The following is a 15,778-nucleotide window of genomic DNA, read 5'->3' on the forward strand; positions in this document are numbered from 1 at the left end:
ATTCAGCCTTTATATAGCACAGGACTCGCCCCCTCGCAACCGCAAAGAGGGCGCGTAGCCTGGGCTTTCCCCACGTTGTTGACTTGCCTCGTCCGCTGCACTACAATGAAGCGCTTTGAGGAAACCGCCGCGTGAGTGAATCTATGGTGCATCATCAATCCCGTTCCCGCTTCACCCTCATCCAGAAACTCATCGCGAGCTATGCCGCGATGCTCTTTCTGACCACGACGGCCCTCGCCTTCTCGGTCATGGGGCTCTATTCCCTCAACCGGACCGCGAAGGAAATTGCGAAAACCGACCTTTTTGTCATCAACTCCACCAACCAACTCCGTGAATCAATGCTCGCCCAAGAGCGCCTCGCCGGCAAGTTTGCCATCCTGAAAAGCGACGAATTCAGGGATATGTACCTCCAGCGCCAAGCCGAGTTCCTGACGATACTCGGCGAAATCGGCAAACGGGACAACAACGGTCGCTTCCGCTCTCTTGTCATGGGCTACGAGGCCTACCGGAAGGAGGCCGAGCGCATCTTCGCAACCGGCGGCAGCGACCCTCTTCCCGCCAAGAAAGAGGCCGACGCAGTCGTCGAGTCTATCGAGGAGTTCTCTTCGTCCCGCCAGAAGCTCCTTGCGGAAAAGCTTGCCGAGGCTGACCGGCGCGAAGCGGCCACGGTAAAGCTCACCCTCATGCTGGCATTCTCCGGATTCATCCTTGCCGTTTCCGTTGCAATATTCACCGTTCACACCATCTCCACCTCAATTCGGAAACTCAAGAAGGGAATGCACCGGATAGCCGAAGGAGATTTCGACTACGACCCCCAAATCCCCACGGGTGACGAAATTGGCGCCTTGGCCGAAGATTTCTCCCGCATGGGAAGGAAACTTAAGGAACTGGAGCAAATAAGCCTCGATGCAAGCCCGCTGACCCGGCTCCCCGGCAATATTGCCATCGAGCGGGTGCTGAACAGGCGCCTCCAATCCGGCGACCCCTTTGCGGTGTGCTATGCCGATCTCGACAATTTTAAGGCCTTTAACGATCGGTACGGCTACATAAAGGCAAGTGAAGTGATAAAATTGACCGGTGAGCTGATCGACGAAACAGTCCGTGATATTGCCGGTGGCGATGCCTTCGTGGGCCATGTGGGAGGTGACGACTTCGTGATGGTCGTGGGGGCAGACCGGGGTGCTTCCCTCTGCGAGGCTGTTATCGGCAGATTCGACGACTTCATCCGCAACCATTACTCCGCTGAAGACCTTGCTCGCGGCGCTATAGAGGGGGTCGACCGCTACGGCGTCTCCCGCACCTTCCCCATCATGAGCATCTCGGTGGCGGTCGTAATAAGCAAGAAGGGGGAATTCTCCTCCGCCGTGGAGATAGCCAAGGCAGCGGCCGACATCAAGGACCTTCTAAAAAAATCTCCCGGTAGCAACTACCTCATCAACAGACGCAGGACTATCCGATGAATACACGTATGATCATTATCATTCTCTTTGCGGCATACCTCTCCGGCTGTGCAACGGTCCAGAAGTCTCTGGAGGGTCAACGCCAGCGTTCCGTCCAGCAGGAGAAACTCGCCCAGGCAGTAAAGCTCATTGAACGGGGGAACACTGAAAAGGCCGCAACCATCCTTGCGGCGATCGTGGCGACAGCGGGGATACCAGGAATAACTGACGAAGCCCTCTTCCGCCTCGGACTCCTCACCGTGCCGTCCGACCTGGAGCGGGAAGAGATATCCAATGCATTAAAATATCTTGAACGGCTCCAGAAGGAGTATCCCATAAGCCCCTGGTCAAACCAGGCGGCATCAGTTACCGAATTTCTCGCCAACGCTCCCCGCCACCTCCAGACAACCACTGAACTGCGTCGCCAGTTAAAGAGCCTTAAGGATTTAAACCTCTCCCTGACCCGTGAGAACAAGGAGATGCGGCTCAATATCGAGAAACTCAAGACTCTGGATCTGGAACTGGAGAAAAAGGCAAAACCCTGACAGACTGTCAAATTAACCGACACCATCACCCCGATGATTCAATAAAACTTTACAAGTGTTCCCCTGCCATTATTTTCCTCAACAGCAAAACTCACTGAAAAACTTGAGAAAACTTTCTATTTGTTTCTGGCACTCTTGTTGCGTGTCATATTAATGGATTGAGCCTCTTTCGGCAACATCGCCAAAAAGACGCCGCACGGGGATAGATGCTTACATGAACTCCGTATCAGATAATCTACGGCTGTTCGAAAAGAAGTTCTCGATACTTCAGGAGATCTCGAACGCCCTGGTGGTTACAGACAATCTGAGTGCCATCGCGAACCTCATGCTCGACTTGGCCATCAATTACACCAGGGCCGAGAAGGGTTCCCTTATGCTCGTCAACGAACGTGATGAACTTTATATCCTGGCGGGACGCGGCATCGATCTCAGCCTGGTCAGGACCTACCGGGCAAAGATTGGCGAAGGTATCGCAGGCGTCGTGGCAATGAACCGCACTCCCATGCTCGTAGAAGACCTGGCAAACGAGCCGCGGTTCAAGGGTTTGACCCGTGACCGCTACCGGACGAATTCCTTCGTTTCCTGCCCCATCATCAGCAAGAACAGGCTCCTCGGCGTCCTCAACATCAACGACAAGTCGGATGGTGCCTCCTTCAACGATGACGAGTTCTCCCTTATCAAAATCATCGCCAACCAGGCGGCCATCGCCCTCGAAAACGCCATGCTCGTCAGTCAACTCCGTTTCAAGGCAGTGGAACTGGAGGGGATAAACCGCAAGCTCATCGAGAGTGACGTGGTCAAAACCGAATTCATTACCCGCGTCTCCCATGAACTGCGCACCCCTCTCAACTCCATCAAAGGCTCCGTCTACTACCTGCAGCAGTCCGAACGACTCTCGCGGCGCGAACAGGAAGAGTTCTACGACATCATCTCCGGCGAAGCCGACAAACTGATCAGTATCGTTGAAAACCAGCTCGATTTTCTCAGGTTCGAGGACGAGACGATGCTCATCACCAAGACCGTGGTGAGCCTCAGGGAAGTACTCAGCGAGGTTTGCGGATCAAAGAGCATCAAGACCCTCTTTGCCCGCAAGGGCATGACCCTGAAGGTGGAAGTCGGCGAAGGGGTGTCAGACGTCGTTGGCGACCGTATCAGGATCGTTCAGTTTTTCTTGAACATCCTCGAAGGGCTGAGCCATTTTCTGGAGCGGGGCGACGAGGTTGTCATCTCCGCACGGGAAAACGATCAGATCCACGTCTCCATTTGTCTGCCTCGCAGGCTGCCCGACAGCATCACCCCTTACCTTTTCAGCTCCAATCACCTGTTCCAGACCGACGTCCCCGACGAAAAGCTCAAACTCTACCTGGCCCGCAAGGTGGTGGACATTCACCGGTGGGACCTGGTCGCCGAGAATACCGCCGCCGGACTCGTGGTCTCCCTCGCCATACCGAAAAGCACTCGGCAGAAAGTGGACGCCGTCGTCAATACGACCATCGATATGTTCCTGGAGTTCATCTCCGATGTTCTCGATGTGAACATGTGCTCCGTCATGCTTTGTGACGACCTGACCGGCGATCTCATGATCAAGGGTTCCAGAGGCCTTGATGACCTCATGGTCAAGCAGACCCGGGTACGCATTGGTGAACGGATTGCCGGCTGGGTCGCCCTTGAGGGTGAGCCGCTCTTTATAGAAGACATTGAACAGGATCCCCGCTTCGGAAGAAAAAGCGTCTCCCAGTACAACAGCAAGTCGCTTATTTCGCTCCCCCTCAAGGTGGGCGGCAAGGTCATCGGCGTCCTGAACCTCAACAACAAGCGGTCGGCCAATCCCTTCACCGGCATGGACTTCGACCTGGCACAGGCCATGAGCGAGCGGGTGTCGCATTTTATGGAACGGCTCTACGCGGGGGACCACCAGGAGGACGAATTCCGGCAGTTCATCAGCTCGTTCGACAGCCTTATCAACGCCGAGAAGAAGTACCACAAGAAAGACTCCCGCTTCCCGTACGTGGCGGTAGGAATTGCGGTGAAACTCGGCATAGGAGAGGAAGAACGCCGGTCGATCCTCTTCGCTTCCGTGCTCTACGACCTGGGACTCGTTCTCCTTGAGGAGAGCATCCTGAACAAGAAGGGAAAACTTCTGCCCGCCGAGCAGAACACCCTCAAGATCCACCCCTATACAACAGTGGGTCTCCTCGAATCGTTCGAGTTCTCGGAGGATATCAAGCGGGGAATTCTCCACCACCATGAGCGGCATGACGGAACCGGCTATCCCGACGGACTCGGAGGAGACAATATTCCGCTCTTATCGCGGATTCTGTCGGTGGTCGACGCCTTTTGCGCCATGACGTCGGAAAGATCTTACCGCCCCCTCATGGAGACGGCGGACGCCCTCGCAGAGATCAGGAAAAACGCGGGGACGCTCTACGATCCGCAGGTGGTAGAGGCGTTGGAACTTGTGGTGAGTGAGATGGCGAAATAAGGTTGTGAGATGGATCTAAACCGACGGACGGTTATTCGTGTCACGCCGGTTCCCCGCTACGCATTAATACCGTGCTTCCTCATGAGGTCGTACAGAGTCGGCCTGCTGATCCCCAATTCTTCCGCTGCCTTGGCTATGTTTCCCTTGCTGTTGGCGACGGCACCCTTGATCATCTCCCGCTCCACCCGCTCCCTGGCCTCGCGTAGGGTTGTTATTTCGGCGCTGCTCGCCCTCCTTGACGTGGGCTTTTCAGTGAAGCCCAGATCATCGGGTTCGATAACCGACCCCGACGCCATGAGGACCGCCCGCTGAACCTTGTTTTCCAGCTCCCTCACGTTTCCCGGCCAAGCATAACTTCCCATGTATTCGCGGGATTTTTCACTAAAACCCTTAATCTTTTTCTTAAACTCGCTAGAACACCGTTTAAGGAAAAGATTAGCCAGCAGCATTACGTCGTCGCCCCGACTCCTGAGGGGTGGAAGGGTAATGGTTACCACGCCGATCCGGTAGTAGAGATCCTCCCGAAACTGCCCCTCCTCCATCGCGCGAATGATGTCAACGTTGGTGGCCGCAATGATGCGCGAATCAATGGGGATGTCCTCCCTGCCGCCCACCCGCTGGATGACCTTTTCCTGAAGGAAACGAAGGAGCTTGACCTGAAGGTTCAGGGGGAGTTCTCCGATCTCATCAAGGAAGAGAGTCCCCTTGTGGGCATACTCCACCTTCCCCTGCACCCGGGCCATGGCCCCCGTAAAGGCACCCTTCTCATGGCCGAAAAGTTCCGCCTCCAGAAGATTCTCGGGGATGGCGCCGCAGTTTATGGGGATGAAAGGACCGTCCTTCCTCAGGCTGATGGTATGTATGGCCCGGGCGACGAGCTCCTTGCCGGTGCCGCTCTCGCCGTGAATCAAAACAGAGATATCCGAAGTAGCCACCTTCCTGATGGTTGAGAACACCTGCTGCATCTCGACACACTGCCCGATGATCCCCTTCACGTCCGCGTCGCCCCCCTCCAGGGCGCTCTGAAGACGGCGGTTCTCGTTTTCCAGGGTCTGCAGATGAAAGGCCCGCTTGATAATAACCTTGAGCTCGTTCAGATCAATGGGCTTCTGATAGAAATCGTAGGCCCCCATCTGGACTGCCTTGACGGCGTTCTCCTTCCCTTCGTTACCGGTGATGACGATCACCTTCACGTCGGGGGCGATACGGAGCATCTCCCCGAGGCAGCGGAATCCCTCTTCGGAGCTGTCCTCATGGGGGGGAAGCCCCAGGTCGAGGGTGACCACCTGGGGGCGCTGCTTGCGAAAGAGATCCAGGGCTTCGGTGCCGTCGGCGGCAAGAAACAGCGAATACTCCTTCCCGATGCCCCACCTGAGCTGGCGGCGAATATCTTCGTTGTCGTCGACTATAAGAAGCTTTTCCATTGGTCGTTTCCTTGTATGCACGCTGTGAAATCAGCGGTGGGTAAAACAGCGGCCGAGCGCGTCACGTACTTACCGAGGGAAGCCAGACGGTGAACACCGTCCCCATGCCCACGGTGCTCTCCACATCGATCCGGCCGCCGTGGGCCTCTACAATCTGCCGGCACTGGTAGAGCCCGATGCCGAGCCCCTTTTTCTTGGTGGTCTTGAAGGGTGAAAAGAGCTGCGACCGGAGAAACTCTTCCGGGATGCCGCATCCATTATCGCTTACGCGGATGAAGGGTTCACTTCCCGTGCCGACCTCGACCCTCACGGGGCCCTTGCCGTCCGTCGCCTCAAGGGCGTTGACAACAAGGTTCATCACCACTTTCTGGATTTCCTCCCGGTCAACCTCCGCCACGGAGTCAGACCCGCCAACGGAAACCGACCCGTTTCCCGGCACCATGGCCGCCGTATCGGTGGCGAGCAGGTAGAGATTCACCTGCTCCAGTTCCAGCGACCGCTTCTCTGGGAGATTCTTCAGACGAGAGATAAGCACCTTCATCCGGTTCACGGTGTTCGAAAGAGTGTCGAGCATGTCCTCCTGAAACTCGGGGTCCGCGATGTGCTCCTGGGCGTTGTCCACCGTCAGCGACAGCGTATAGACCAGGTTTTTCAGATCATGGATGATGAAGGCCGATACCCGCCCCATCACCTCCAACTCCCGAGAACGGGCCAACTGCTCGGACAGGCGGTGGTTCATGAGCGCCGAGGCGGCCTGACGTGCCAGGGTCTTCATCAGGTCATAGTCCTCATAGAGGTACTGCTCGTTCTGGTTTACTGGCCTGCCGAGGACCAGCACGGCCTCCAGGTCCTCGGCGCTGAAGAGCGGGACCAGGAACTGAATGCCATTCTCCGTGAAATAGGTCTCCTGCTCGGGAAGAGAGACAGGCTTATCCTCCCGTAGATTGACTACCCATGAGCGCTCAACCATGGGGCTGACAACCTGGTCGCCCACCGCCAGGACAACTTCTGTCGCCGGAAGCTCATGGCCGGCAGCCCACCGGAAATCGTTGTGCTCTCCATTACGCACAAACAGTCCACCGCACCCCATGGCAAATATCTCGCAGTAACCGGAGAGAATCGCCACCCAAAGGTCGTCCTCCTTCCGGGCCGAGGCCAGGCGGTCGGTGAACTGGAGCCACTGGGTGCGGTAATCATACTTGCTCTGGTAAAAGTTCTTGTGGAGGAAGACCTTGATCTTGCGCTTTGCTGTCTCAGAGAGGAGCACAACCAGGAGGCAGATGCCGACGACAAACGCTCCCCCCAGCGCCAGGGTTTTCTGGTGTCCCTCGCCGAAATACTTGAGCCCCTCCCCCATGAGCCCCAGGGCCACGAGGTAGAGCCCAACAGCGAAAAGGACCACCGACTTGTAGGCCATGCTGCGGGAGACGGCAATCCTGACCCCGTTACCGCGGGCCAGCAGAGAATAGAGCATCATCCCCAAGGCAAGGATAAAGACAAGCGACCGCAGCGGCATCAGGTTCATATTGATGGTCCGGTAGAGGAGCCCCTGACTGTAGTAGAAGATAAGCACTGCCAGAAAGCTTCCCGCACCGATGAAGTCAAACTTGATCTTCCACCGCGACGTGAGGGAGGCGTTGCTGTAGGTTGCCTCCAGGTTGATCAGCGAGATCACCACATAGACGAGGAGCCCGCCATAGAAGACATAGCCGGTGTTTGAGAGGAAAAGGACACGCTCGGTGTCAAAATCGGGCGAGTAGAAGAACGCGGCGCGCGGCAGGGTAAGGACAAGGACCGGAAATGCAATGCCTGCCGCCAAGAGGATCCTTTGAGCGACCGTGACAAACCGGACCCCCACTGCACGGGCATGGGTGAGGCTAAAGAGGAGCCACAACGCAGGCAGAAGCCCCTCGGCAATGAGGCTGTACCGTTTCCAGACGAGCGGTTCACCGAAACCCGCCACGGCCGCGAGATCGCAGAACTCGATCACCGCCGAGACAGCGATGGCCACCACAGACACGTATGCGGCAAGGGTGCGACCGCTGCGCCAGAGGGTGCTGGCGGCATAGGCAACTGCCAGCAACAGGGCTACCGATGAAAGGGCGATCTGGATCATTCGTTACCCGTAATGGTGTTACAGCCTCCAGAGCCGAATGCCGGCGGCACGTACCGCAGCAGGATCGTAGATACCCTTCACATCCACGAGCACCGGCCCGTCACTCATGAGCCCCTTCAACCCGGCAACGGTCAACTCGCGGTACTCCCGGTGGGCCACCGCGGCCACCACGGCAGCGGCTGGTTTCAGCTCTTCGACGGGGACGAGCCGCACACCATATTCGTGAACGGCCTCCTCGATGTCGGCAAGGGGGTCGTGTACTTGAACGTCGACACCGTAGTCAACGAGCTCACGGATAATATCGATAACTTTGGAGTTGCGCAGATCGGGGCAGTCCTCCTTGAAGGTGAGTCCCAGCACCGTCACTGTGCACCCCCGGATACAGTGCCCCGCGTGGATCATCTCCTTCACCGCCTGTTGGGCGATATACTTCCCCATGCCGTCGTTGATCCGCCGGCCTGCCAGGATCACCTGGGGAATGTAGCCGATCTTCTCCGCCTTGTGGGTAAGGTAGTAGGGATCTACCCCGATGCAGTGACCTCCCACGAGCCCCGGCCTGAACTTCAGGAAGTTCCACTTGGTGCCGGCCGCCTCCAGCACGTCATTGGTATCGATGCCGAGCCGGTCAAAAATGAGGGCCAATTCGTTCATGAGGGCGATGTTCAGGTCCCGCTGAGTATTCTCGATGACCTTTGCCGCCTCGGCCACCTTGATGCTCGCGGCCCGGTGGACACCGGCAGTTACCACCGACTCGTAGACCTGGGCAACGATCTCCAGAGTTTCAGCGTCCTGCCCCGCCACCACCTTCTTGATCTTCGTGAAGGTGTGCTCCCTGTCGCCGGGATTGATCCGCTCAGGACTGTATCCCACGGTAAAGTCAACGCCGCAGGCAAGACCGGATACTTTCTCCAGCACCGGCACGCACTCCTCCTCGGTGACGCCGGGGTAGACCGTCGACTCGTACACAACGATGTCACCCTTCTTGAGGGCCTTCCCCACGGTTTCCGACGCCTTCAGCATCAGGGCGAGATCGGGCTGATTGGCATCGTCCACCGGCGTCGGCACGGCGACAATGTGGAAGTCGGCCTGCTTCAGTTCATGAGTGGAATCGGTAAAAAGTATGTCGGCGGCTTGTAGTTCCTGCGTATCCACCTCGCCGGTGCGATCGTGCCCTTCCTTCAGCTCCCGGATGCGGACCGGGTTGATGTCGAAACCAACTGTTTTTCTGACCTTGCCAAAGGCCACCGCCACGGGGAGCCCCACATAGCCGAGGCCTACGACGGAAACCGTACGATTGAGAGAATTCATGCATGCTCCTTGTCAGTTTTTCACCAGGCGGCCATCTCCGACGGGACGCGGCAATGACCATATCTTTACCAGACAGCACTGTACATGTAAATAATATCGACAAAAAAAAGAATCGGAACTGTAAACTGCTCCGACAGAGAGACTCTGGTATACTCTCTCTTGTGGGCCAATTCAGGAGGTATTCCATTATGTCCTTTGCATCTGCCGCCGGAAAGCTTCTCACGGCTGCCCTCCTCACTGCCATTGTCGCTGCTCCCGCAAGCGCCTCTGAGAAACTGGAACCGTTCGCCGCAAGGCAGGACCAGGTTCTCGTCATTTACAACGCAGACTGGAAGAACCGGAGCCAAGGAACGTCGGCAGACCAGGATTCCCGCGAGATCGCCGAATACTACGCCACCATGCACACCGACCCGAAGACCGGCAAGAAGCCCTATCTTCTCGGCCTCAGTTGCCGGCATTTGGGGAAAAAACATCTCAACGATTGGACGGTCCGGGAGGAGAGTACTGACAACCGTAACGGCATCGTCTTCAGAGGGAAAGGAACCCGTCCACAAAACCTCGACTGGGTCCGGGATTCGCGCAAGGTTGAAATCCACATCTCCGACCCGGATGCCGACTGGAACTCCCTCAGCATCATCTGCCGATCGGAGGTGACCGGAGAGGAAAAGATCGTCACCCCGCTCATGACGGCCCTTAAGATGAGCGGAATTCCCTCATCAATGAACGACAACCCTACGTATCCACCCGCAGTGATTGGCAAGGGGAGGAGCATCCGCCTCGACGCCACAAAACTTTTCGCCGGCACGGTCACAGTGTCGCTCAAGCTGAAAAACCGTTCCGGTAAGGTTATTCGCGACCTCTCACTCCGCTACCACGATGCCCGGGATTTCGCCTTTTCACCTGTGGGGTCTGACGGCATACCCGACGACAAAATTCTCGAAGAAGATGCTCTCGTGCCGGTGCGAAAGTTCCTCGATAATCCCAAGAATGCCCTCTCCAACGGAACCCTCCTCAAGGACCACATCCTCTACATCGTCGTCGTTCATGGCATTCCCTACTCCGCTAACGGAGCCTTCGGTATTGACCACGGTGCAACATCCAACCGTGGAGACCATGGCAACCTCGCGTCATTGGAGCAGAGGCTGCAGACCCTGTATTACGGCTGGGAAACCCTGAAACCACCGATCATTCCCTTCTATATGGCCGGTGGCCCCGACAAGGACAAAGGCGTGATCAACCACATTATCACCACCGCCCTGCGACACCAACTGACGGGAATAAAGTGGAACCCCTACATGCACCCTGACACATACTCGTATCTCAGGCAAACCAAGAAACCCCCTGAATTCGTTCTGCTTCCCCCCCTATCTGAACGGAGAGAGGCCTTTAAACCCCGCATGTTTGCCTACGCCGTATCCCGGATCGACGGCACCAACGTGGAGGAAGCTAAACGAATCATCGATTACAGTCTTTATGCCTCGCGTTACCTTCGGCCCGAAATGGACTGTCGCGTCAGGGGAGGCCTTGCCGGAACCAAGTCCAAGGAGCTATCTCTTGGTGAGCGCCTCAAAAGAGCTGAACGGGAGAACCTCTGGGGAAACAGGGAATTGGAAGCCCTCGGCTTTATCGTTCTCAACAACACCGAACATCAGCAGGACCAGGGATTGCCGTTCATGGCACGACCTGCGGGGGATGCTACCGGCGAATGCCGAAACGAGAAGGCGGATTGGCTGACCGCCGGATTTTATCCCGGGGGGATGGAGCGGAGGGTTATCAGCCACAACGGGCTCAACAACAAGAAAGCCGAGATCTGGCAACAGTTGGCCAAAGGGGTCACCGTCTCCGCTGCCGGCTCACCCGCCTACGGCGGGGGGCCACACATCACCAACGCGACCTTCTGGGACAACCGCATCCTCGTCAGGTACCTCTTTCGGGGAAGAGACCTTGGGGAGTGCTTCCTCCTCTCCTCCGTCTACGTGAACTGGTCCACCTCACTCATCGGAGACCCTCTCTTCCATCCCGACCTCCGGAATACGGTGATCGATACAAATCCTCCCGTCGCCATGGGGAGTCTTGCCGTCTCTTTTGACTCACAACCAGACAAGGTAACCGCAACGGTCAGCACCAAACTGGTCGACAATCCGAACACCCCAGAAGTTGCAATCCTGCGTGTCGCATTCGACGACGGCAAAGGTGGCGTGACTACGGGAGTATCTCCTCTCTACTCGCGTCGTCCCCATGCCGTGGTCGAGGGACTTCGGCCCGATACCGACTACACGGTCAGGGCCACCCTCATCGATCCTTACGGGAACAAGAGTGAGATGCAGGCGTTAAAACTGAAATCAAAGCCAGTTAACTACCCACTTTCAATTATCAGACGCATTGGTGATGAACTAAAAAACCGGACTCAGTCAGGCAAGTAGTCCGAAAGAAGCGGGAGAAAGTCCCGCAAAAATCCCTGGGCTACCTGGTTCGCCGACTCCACATTGTCCCTCACCGGTACCGACACACGGATAAAGGCCGCGTCATTTCTTCCGTACCGGATCGCGTGAAGAAAACGGTACATCCGTAACGCTACCTCACTGGTTATGTTGGTGTTCTTCATCCTGTACCAGTAGGCAAAGATCTCCTTTTCAGACCCCTTCTGGTAGACTGACTTCACGTAGTTGACCGGGCCCAACCGATCGACGGTCACCGTATCGGTCGTCTCCGAAACCTTTACCCACCCCGCAGCCGGGAGGCATATCTGGGGCGAGTGAATCTGCCCTCCCTCCCGTTGTGTCGCATAGTATCCTATGTAGAGTCCAACCTGATTATTACCGTTTATGTACTGCCGGTTCAGGTATTCGTCCATCTTGAGCATACCAGTAACCTGGTCATCAAGAGTGTAAGACCGGCCAACCCAAGGCCCATGACGAAGCGGAAACTCCGTAAAGTCCCTCTTGAGTGGTACCTTCTGTTGAAAAGAAGACGTCTTCAGATACCCTGTAAAGATGGCCAAAACAATCGCGACAATCACCAATCGTCTATTCATGGTCTTTACCTATCCTGTTCAGGCAATATGACGCAAACACCAGCATCACCATCGAAACCCCGAAGATGACGAGGCCGGCAAACTCGTGAAAGAATCCCTCTGCTGCCTTTGCACCGATCCTGCTCGCAAGGATGCCCGTGCCGATCACCCTGACGGCGTTCGCCAGGATGGCAATTGGAATCGCCAGCATGATGAGAATCGCTCTCTTCCCCCATCCCTTATGCGCAAAATATGCGAGGGCCGTGGCAAGCGCCAGCAGTGATACGAGGGAACGCATGCCGCTGCAGGCATCCGCCACCTCAAGGGTGGTATTGACCAGAGTAATGACATTTCCTTCCCTCAGCACCGGAATACCCAGAAGTTTGAGCGTCTCCACCGAGTATTTCGTTACGAACAGCTTCAAGGGAAAGGCGAGGGAGTCGTAAATGATAAACGGGAGTGGGATCATGAAAATGAGGTAGAAAAACGGAAACGAGACCGTCCTGAAGAGTGACATCCCGTACGCAAAGAGGATCACCCCAGCCATCACGAAGAGCATGGAAAACCGCATCGTAAAGGGTTCTCCGGCGAAGTTGCCCACTAGGTACACCAGAAGCCCCACGAGAATCGGCACGATTCCCCAATAGGTGGGTCTTGCCTCCAGTGCAGCTGCCGCAACCTCCTCCCTTCTCTGCCAGAGAAGGTACCCCGACACCACGGGGATCAGGTAGCCATGGGAATAGTTGTCGTCGATCGACCAGTCCCTGACCATCCCATAGATGTCACCTCCGTACAATGCCGCAAACGCGACACCGAAGATGACCAGCGAAATCACTTCTCCACTTCTCATTCTCGTCATATCGTCACCTTGGACACTACATACCTGAATTTGCCTGATTTCTCAGGGGGTATCCTCTCCACATAGTCGATCTGAACGGCAACCTCGCTATCGAGGCGCCGGTCCCAATCTGCCCTGATCTCCTCCTCGCCCCGCGCAGTGAATGCCCCGTTCACCACCAGGAAGAGGGTTATCCGATCGTAATCCTCCTGGACGATCTTGAATGCCTCTACACCGACCGTGTCCCGCACCTTGTAGATGAGGGCCAAGCCATGGAGAACCTTCCGGCTAGGGGTCACGATGAAGTCGGTGGCCCTACCCTCCACGGACTTGAGGACCGTCAACCCCCTGCCGCAGGGGCAGCGTTCATCGGACAGAGCTCCCACGTCTCCGGTACGGTAGCGGAGGAAGGGAAACTCGTGGGATTCCAGATGCGTCACCACCATCTCGCCCACCTCTCCCACTGGCAGCGGCCTTCCCTGCTCGTCGATGATTTCCAGGAGGATATTCTCGTCCGTTACATGGAGACGCCCCTCGGGGCACTCGTGGGCGATAAACCCCCCGTCCCGGGAGCCGTAGCCGTTGGCCACCGGCGCCCCGAAGGCCCCGGCGATGGTCTGGCGCTGGTGGTCGTAGAGCCGCTCGGCGGTGCAGAAGACGACCTGCACCCCCAGGTCGTCAAGGCGTATTTTCTTCTGCTTCGCCACGTCGCACAGAAGCGAGATGGAGCTCGGATAGCCAAAGACCTGCTTCGGCCGGTACTCCCGGAGAAAGGCGAGATAGGCCGTCATGGTTTCCTCGGTCATATCGAAGGCCGAGAGGAGCTTCGTCTGGAACAGCCAATCACGCAGTTCCCTGATCCGGTCCTGCTTGGAGAGCTCCACCGGCGCCCCCCAGATCACCGCCTCCCGGTCACCGATATCGACACCCCACCAGCGGGTGGCCCGTAGCTTCGCCGCTACGTCCGCGCTGATCCGTTGCTTCCCCAGATAGAAAATAAGCGGCTCTCCCGACGACCCCCCCGTGTTGAACCGGGTGAGTCGCTGCGCCCCCGTCGCCTTGAACGCGTCGGTATTGGCGCGGATGATCGCCTTGGTCGTAAAGGGGATCGACGAGAACTGCTCGGGACTCGTCGGGATATCCCGGAAATGAGGAACCGTGCCTTGTACAGACACGAGGAACCGTCCAAGTTTTTCCCGCTGAATCTCCCGGATCTCTTCCGGCGAAAGCCATTGGATCCGCTCCAATTCGCGATGCTGCTCGATGGTGGTATGGTGTTTGAGACGCTCATGCATCGGAAACAGAACGTTACGGATTATCGGTTTCATAGCAGCAGCTTCCTCCCCACGAAGTAGATCCCCAATACAATCTTCGGCACAGAGCACAATTCACAAACAGGTGAAACGAGCCGCTTCTATGCAGCATCCATCCCTGTGCCGCATATCTTGCCGAAGACGCCCATCAACTGGACCACCCGACTATCCCAAGTGTTCTCAGCCGCGTGGGCACTTATTCTCTCCCGGTCCCACCGTCGTTCAAGGGCGTGGCCAAGGGCCCTCTCAAGGTCATCCCGCGAACCATACTCCACCAGGATGCCATACTCCTCCGACGGCACCACCTCGGCATTTCCCCCCACCCGGGTCGTCACCACCGGCAGGCCGCAGGCCATGGCCTCCAGAAAGACGTTGGCCCACCCCTCGTTGCTCGTGGCAAGACAGAAGATATCCGCGGCACTAAGCCAGAGATGAAGACGGTCGTGGGGTTGGGCCCCGGCAAAGATCACCGCATCATTCAGCTTAAGCTCTGCAACCTGCCGTCTGAGCTCCGGCTCGAAGTTACCCTCCACCGACGGACCTCCGACGATTACATAGAGAAGATCCGGAAACCGCCGACGCAGGGCGGGTAGAACTTCGATCACCCGGTGAAACCCCTTCCGCGCCACGAGCCCCCCAACGGAAATGAGGATGGGACCTTCCGCGGGCAGTCCCAGTTCCCGGCGCGCCCCTTCCCGGTCAACCCTCCTGAACTTGGCGAGATCTACCCCGTTGGGAACTACCTCAACATGGCCGGATGGAATCCCCAGATCAGTCGCCGCGCGCTTCAGGTCCTCACAGACCGTAAAGACCCGCGCCGCACTCCCAAGGGCATACCGGATCTGCCACCGCCTCAGCATGTAGCGGGAAAGCTTGCGGATCGTTCCCCGTAACGTAATCGTCACCGGAACCCCGAAAACCTTGCCCAGGAGCACCGCCCCGAGCCCGTCGGGATAGACAAAGTGAGAATCAATGACATCAAAGCGAAACGACCGCCGCAACCGTGCGACCGTCATCAGGGCCGAGAGAAAAAAGAAAAAACCGTCCAAACACTTGAAGATTGCCGGCACATTGAAGAAGCGGGGGTGAAAGACTTCAATCCCGTCCTGCATCTCCCGGAACGGTACCCGTGGCCGGTACCCGGGCCTGATCAGCCCGATGAACGGGAACCACGGCACCGGCGCAACCACCTTGAGCTCGCAGTGACGGGCTACGCGGAACATCCGCTCCCTGACGAACACTCCCAGCGTAGGCTGCACGCTGTTGGGGAACACGGATGTCACGACGAGGATTTTCATCA

Annotated in this window: 11 protein-coding genes; 4 read left to right on the plus strand and 7 right to left on the minus strand. The window is 57.1% G+C overall.

Annotated features, from left to right (window positions below; translation table 11 throughout):
- Nucleotides 1–131 precede the first annotated feature (131 nt).
- The 3 genes from RCH91_RS06770 to RCH91_RS06780 all read left to right on the plus strand — a co-directional run bounded on the left by RCH91_RS06770 (nt 132) and on the right by RCH91_RS06780 (nt 4,466).
- Nucleotides 132–1,460: a HAMP domain-containing protein gene (locus RCH91_RS06770; protein ID WP_306533855.1), complete on the plus strand. Its 1,329-nt coding sequence runs from the start codon at nt 132–134 to the stop codon at nt 1,458–1,460.
- Entirely contained in the window at nt 1,457–1,984 is a 528-nt protein-coding gene (locus RCH91_RS06775; protein ID WP_306533856.1) for a tetratricopeptide repeat protein, read from the plus strand. The genes RCH91_RS06770 and RCH91_RS06775 overlap by 4 nt, the downstream gene beginning before the upstream one ends.
- 214 nt (nt 1,985–2,198) lie before the next feature.
- Complete coding sequence (locus tag RCH91_RS06780) at nt 2,199–4,466, plus strand: GAF domain-containing protein (RefSeq protein WP_306533857.1); 2,268 nt, start codon at nt 2,199–2,201, stop codon at nt 4,464–4,466.
- A gap of 56 nt (nt 4,467–4,522) precedes the next feature.
- Here the strand turns inward: RCH91_RS06780 and prsR are convergent, their stop codons facing one another.
- The 3 genes from prsR to RCH91_RS06795 all read right to left on the minus strand — a co-directional run bounded on the left by prsR (nt 4,523) and on the right by RCH91_RS06795 (nt 9,314).
- On the minus strand, nt 4,523–5,890 hold the full coding sequence (gene prsR, locus RCH91_RS06785; protein WP_306533858.1) for a PEP-CTERM-box response regulator transcription factor: 1,368 nt from the start codon (nt 5,888–5,890) through the stop codon (nt 4,523–4,525).
- A 61-nt stretch (nt 5,891–5,951) separates the two neighbouring features.
- Entirely contained in the window at nt 5,952–8,006 is a 2,055-nt protein-coding gene (prsK, locus tag RCH91_RS06790; protein ID WP_306533859.1) for an XrtA/PEP-CTERM system histidine kinase PrsK, read from the minus strand.
- An 18-nt stretch (nt 8,007–8,024) separates the two neighbouring features.
- Nucleotides 8,025–9,314 (minus strand): nucleotide sugar dehydrogenase, encoded by a 1,290-nt coding sequence (locus RCH91_RS06795; RefSeq protein ID WP_306533861.1) that lies wholly within the window; start codon nt 9,312–9,314, stop codon nt 8,025–8,027.
- Between the two features lie 188 nt (nt 9,315–9,502).
- Between RCH91_RS06795 and RCH91_RS06800 the strand changes: the two genes are divergently transcribed.
- Nucleotides 9,503–11,737 (plus strand): hypothetical protein, encoded by a 2,235-nt coding sequence (locus RCH91_RS06800; RefSeq protein ID WP_306533862.1) that lies wholly within the window; start codon nt 9,503–9,505, stop codon nt 11,735–11,737.
- Here the strand turns inward: RCH91_RS06800 and RCH91_RS06805 are convergent.
- The 4 genes from RCH91_RS06805 to RCH91_RS06820 all read right to left on the minus strand — a co-directional run bounded on the left by RCH91_RS06805 (nt 11,722) and on the right by RCH91_RS06820 (nt 15,776).
- A complete protein-coding gene (locus tag RCH91_RS06805; protein ID WP_306533863.1) occupies nt 11,722–12,348 on the minus strand; it encodes an exosortase C-terminal domain/associated protein EpsI in 627 nt (208 codons plus the stop codon). The genes RCH91_RS06800 and RCH91_RS06805 overlap by 16 nt on opposite strands.
- The gene (gene xrtA / locus RCH91_RS06810; protein ID WP_306533864.1) at nt 12,341–13,186 is read right to left on the minus strand and encodes an exosortase A; all 846 of its coding nucleotides are present in this window, start codon (nt 13,184–13,186) and stop codon (nt 12,341–12,343) included. Before xrtA ends, RCH91_RS06805 begins: the two co-directional genes overlap by 8 nt.
- Nucleotides 13,183–14,493 (minus strand): phenylacetate--CoA ligase family protein, encoded by a 1,311-nt coding sequence (locus tag RCH91_RS06815; protein WP_306533865.1) that lies wholly within the window; start codon nt 14,491–14,493, stop codon nt 13,183–13,185. The genes xrtA and RCH91_RS06815 overlap by 4 nt, the downstream gene beginning before the upstream one ends.
- Nucleotides 14,494–14,579: 86 nt before the next feature.
- Nucleotides 14,580–15,776 (minus strand): glycosyltransferase, encoded by a 1,197-nt coding sequence (locus RCH91_RS06820; protein ID WP_306533866.1) that lies wholly within the window; start codon nt 15,774–15,776, stop codon nt 14,580–14,582.
- Nucleotides 15,777–15,778 lie beyond the last annotated feature (2 nt).

It is taken from the genome of Geobacter sp. (genome assembly GCF_030834625.1).
Lineage (GTDB): Bacteria > Desulfobacterota > Desulfuromonadia > Geobacterales > Geobacteraceae > Geobacter.

Bases quoted from the DNA above. Each gene is read 5' to 3' on its own strand.
- RCH91_RS06775 (WP_306533856.1), top strand. From the start codon at position 1,457: ATGAATACACGTATGATCATTATCATTCTCTTTGCGGCATACCTCTCC.
- RCH91_RS06780 (WP_306533857.1), top strand. From the start codon at position 2,199: ATGAACTCCGTATCAGATAATCTACGGCTGTTCGAAAAGAAGTTCTCG.
- prsR (WP_306533858.1), bottom strand. From the start codon at position 5,890: ATGGAAAAGCTTCTTATAGTCGACGACAACGAAGATATTCGCCGCCAG.
- prsK (WP_306533859.1), bottom strand. From the start codon at position 8,006: ATGATCCAGATCGCCCTTTCATCGGTAGCCCTGTTGCTGGCAGTTGCC.
- RCH91_RS06795 (WP_306533861.1), bottom strand. From the start codon at position 9,314: ATGAATTCTCTCAATCGTACGGTTTCCGTCGTAGGCCTCGGCTATGTG.
- RCH91_RS06800 (WP_306533862.1), top strand. From the start codon at position 9,503: ATGTCCTTTGCATCTGCCGCCGGAAAGCTTCTCACGGCTGCCCTCCTC.
- RCH91_RS06805 (WP_306533863.1), bottom strand. From the start codon at position 12,348: ATGAATAGACGATTGGTGATTGTCGCGATTGTTTTGGCCATCTTTACA.
- xrtA (WP_306533864.1), bottom strand. From the start codon at position 13,186: ATGACGAGAATGAGAAGTGGAGAAGTGATTTCGCTGGTCATCTTCGGT.
- RCH91_RS06815 (WP_306533865.1), bottom strand. From the start codon at position 14,493: ATGAAACCGATAATCCGTAACGTTCTGTTTCCGATGCATGAGCGTCTC.
- RCH91_RS06820 (WP_306533866.1), bottom strand. From the start codon at position 15,776: ATGAAAATCCTCGTCGTGACATCCGTGTTCCCCAACAGCGTGCAGCCT.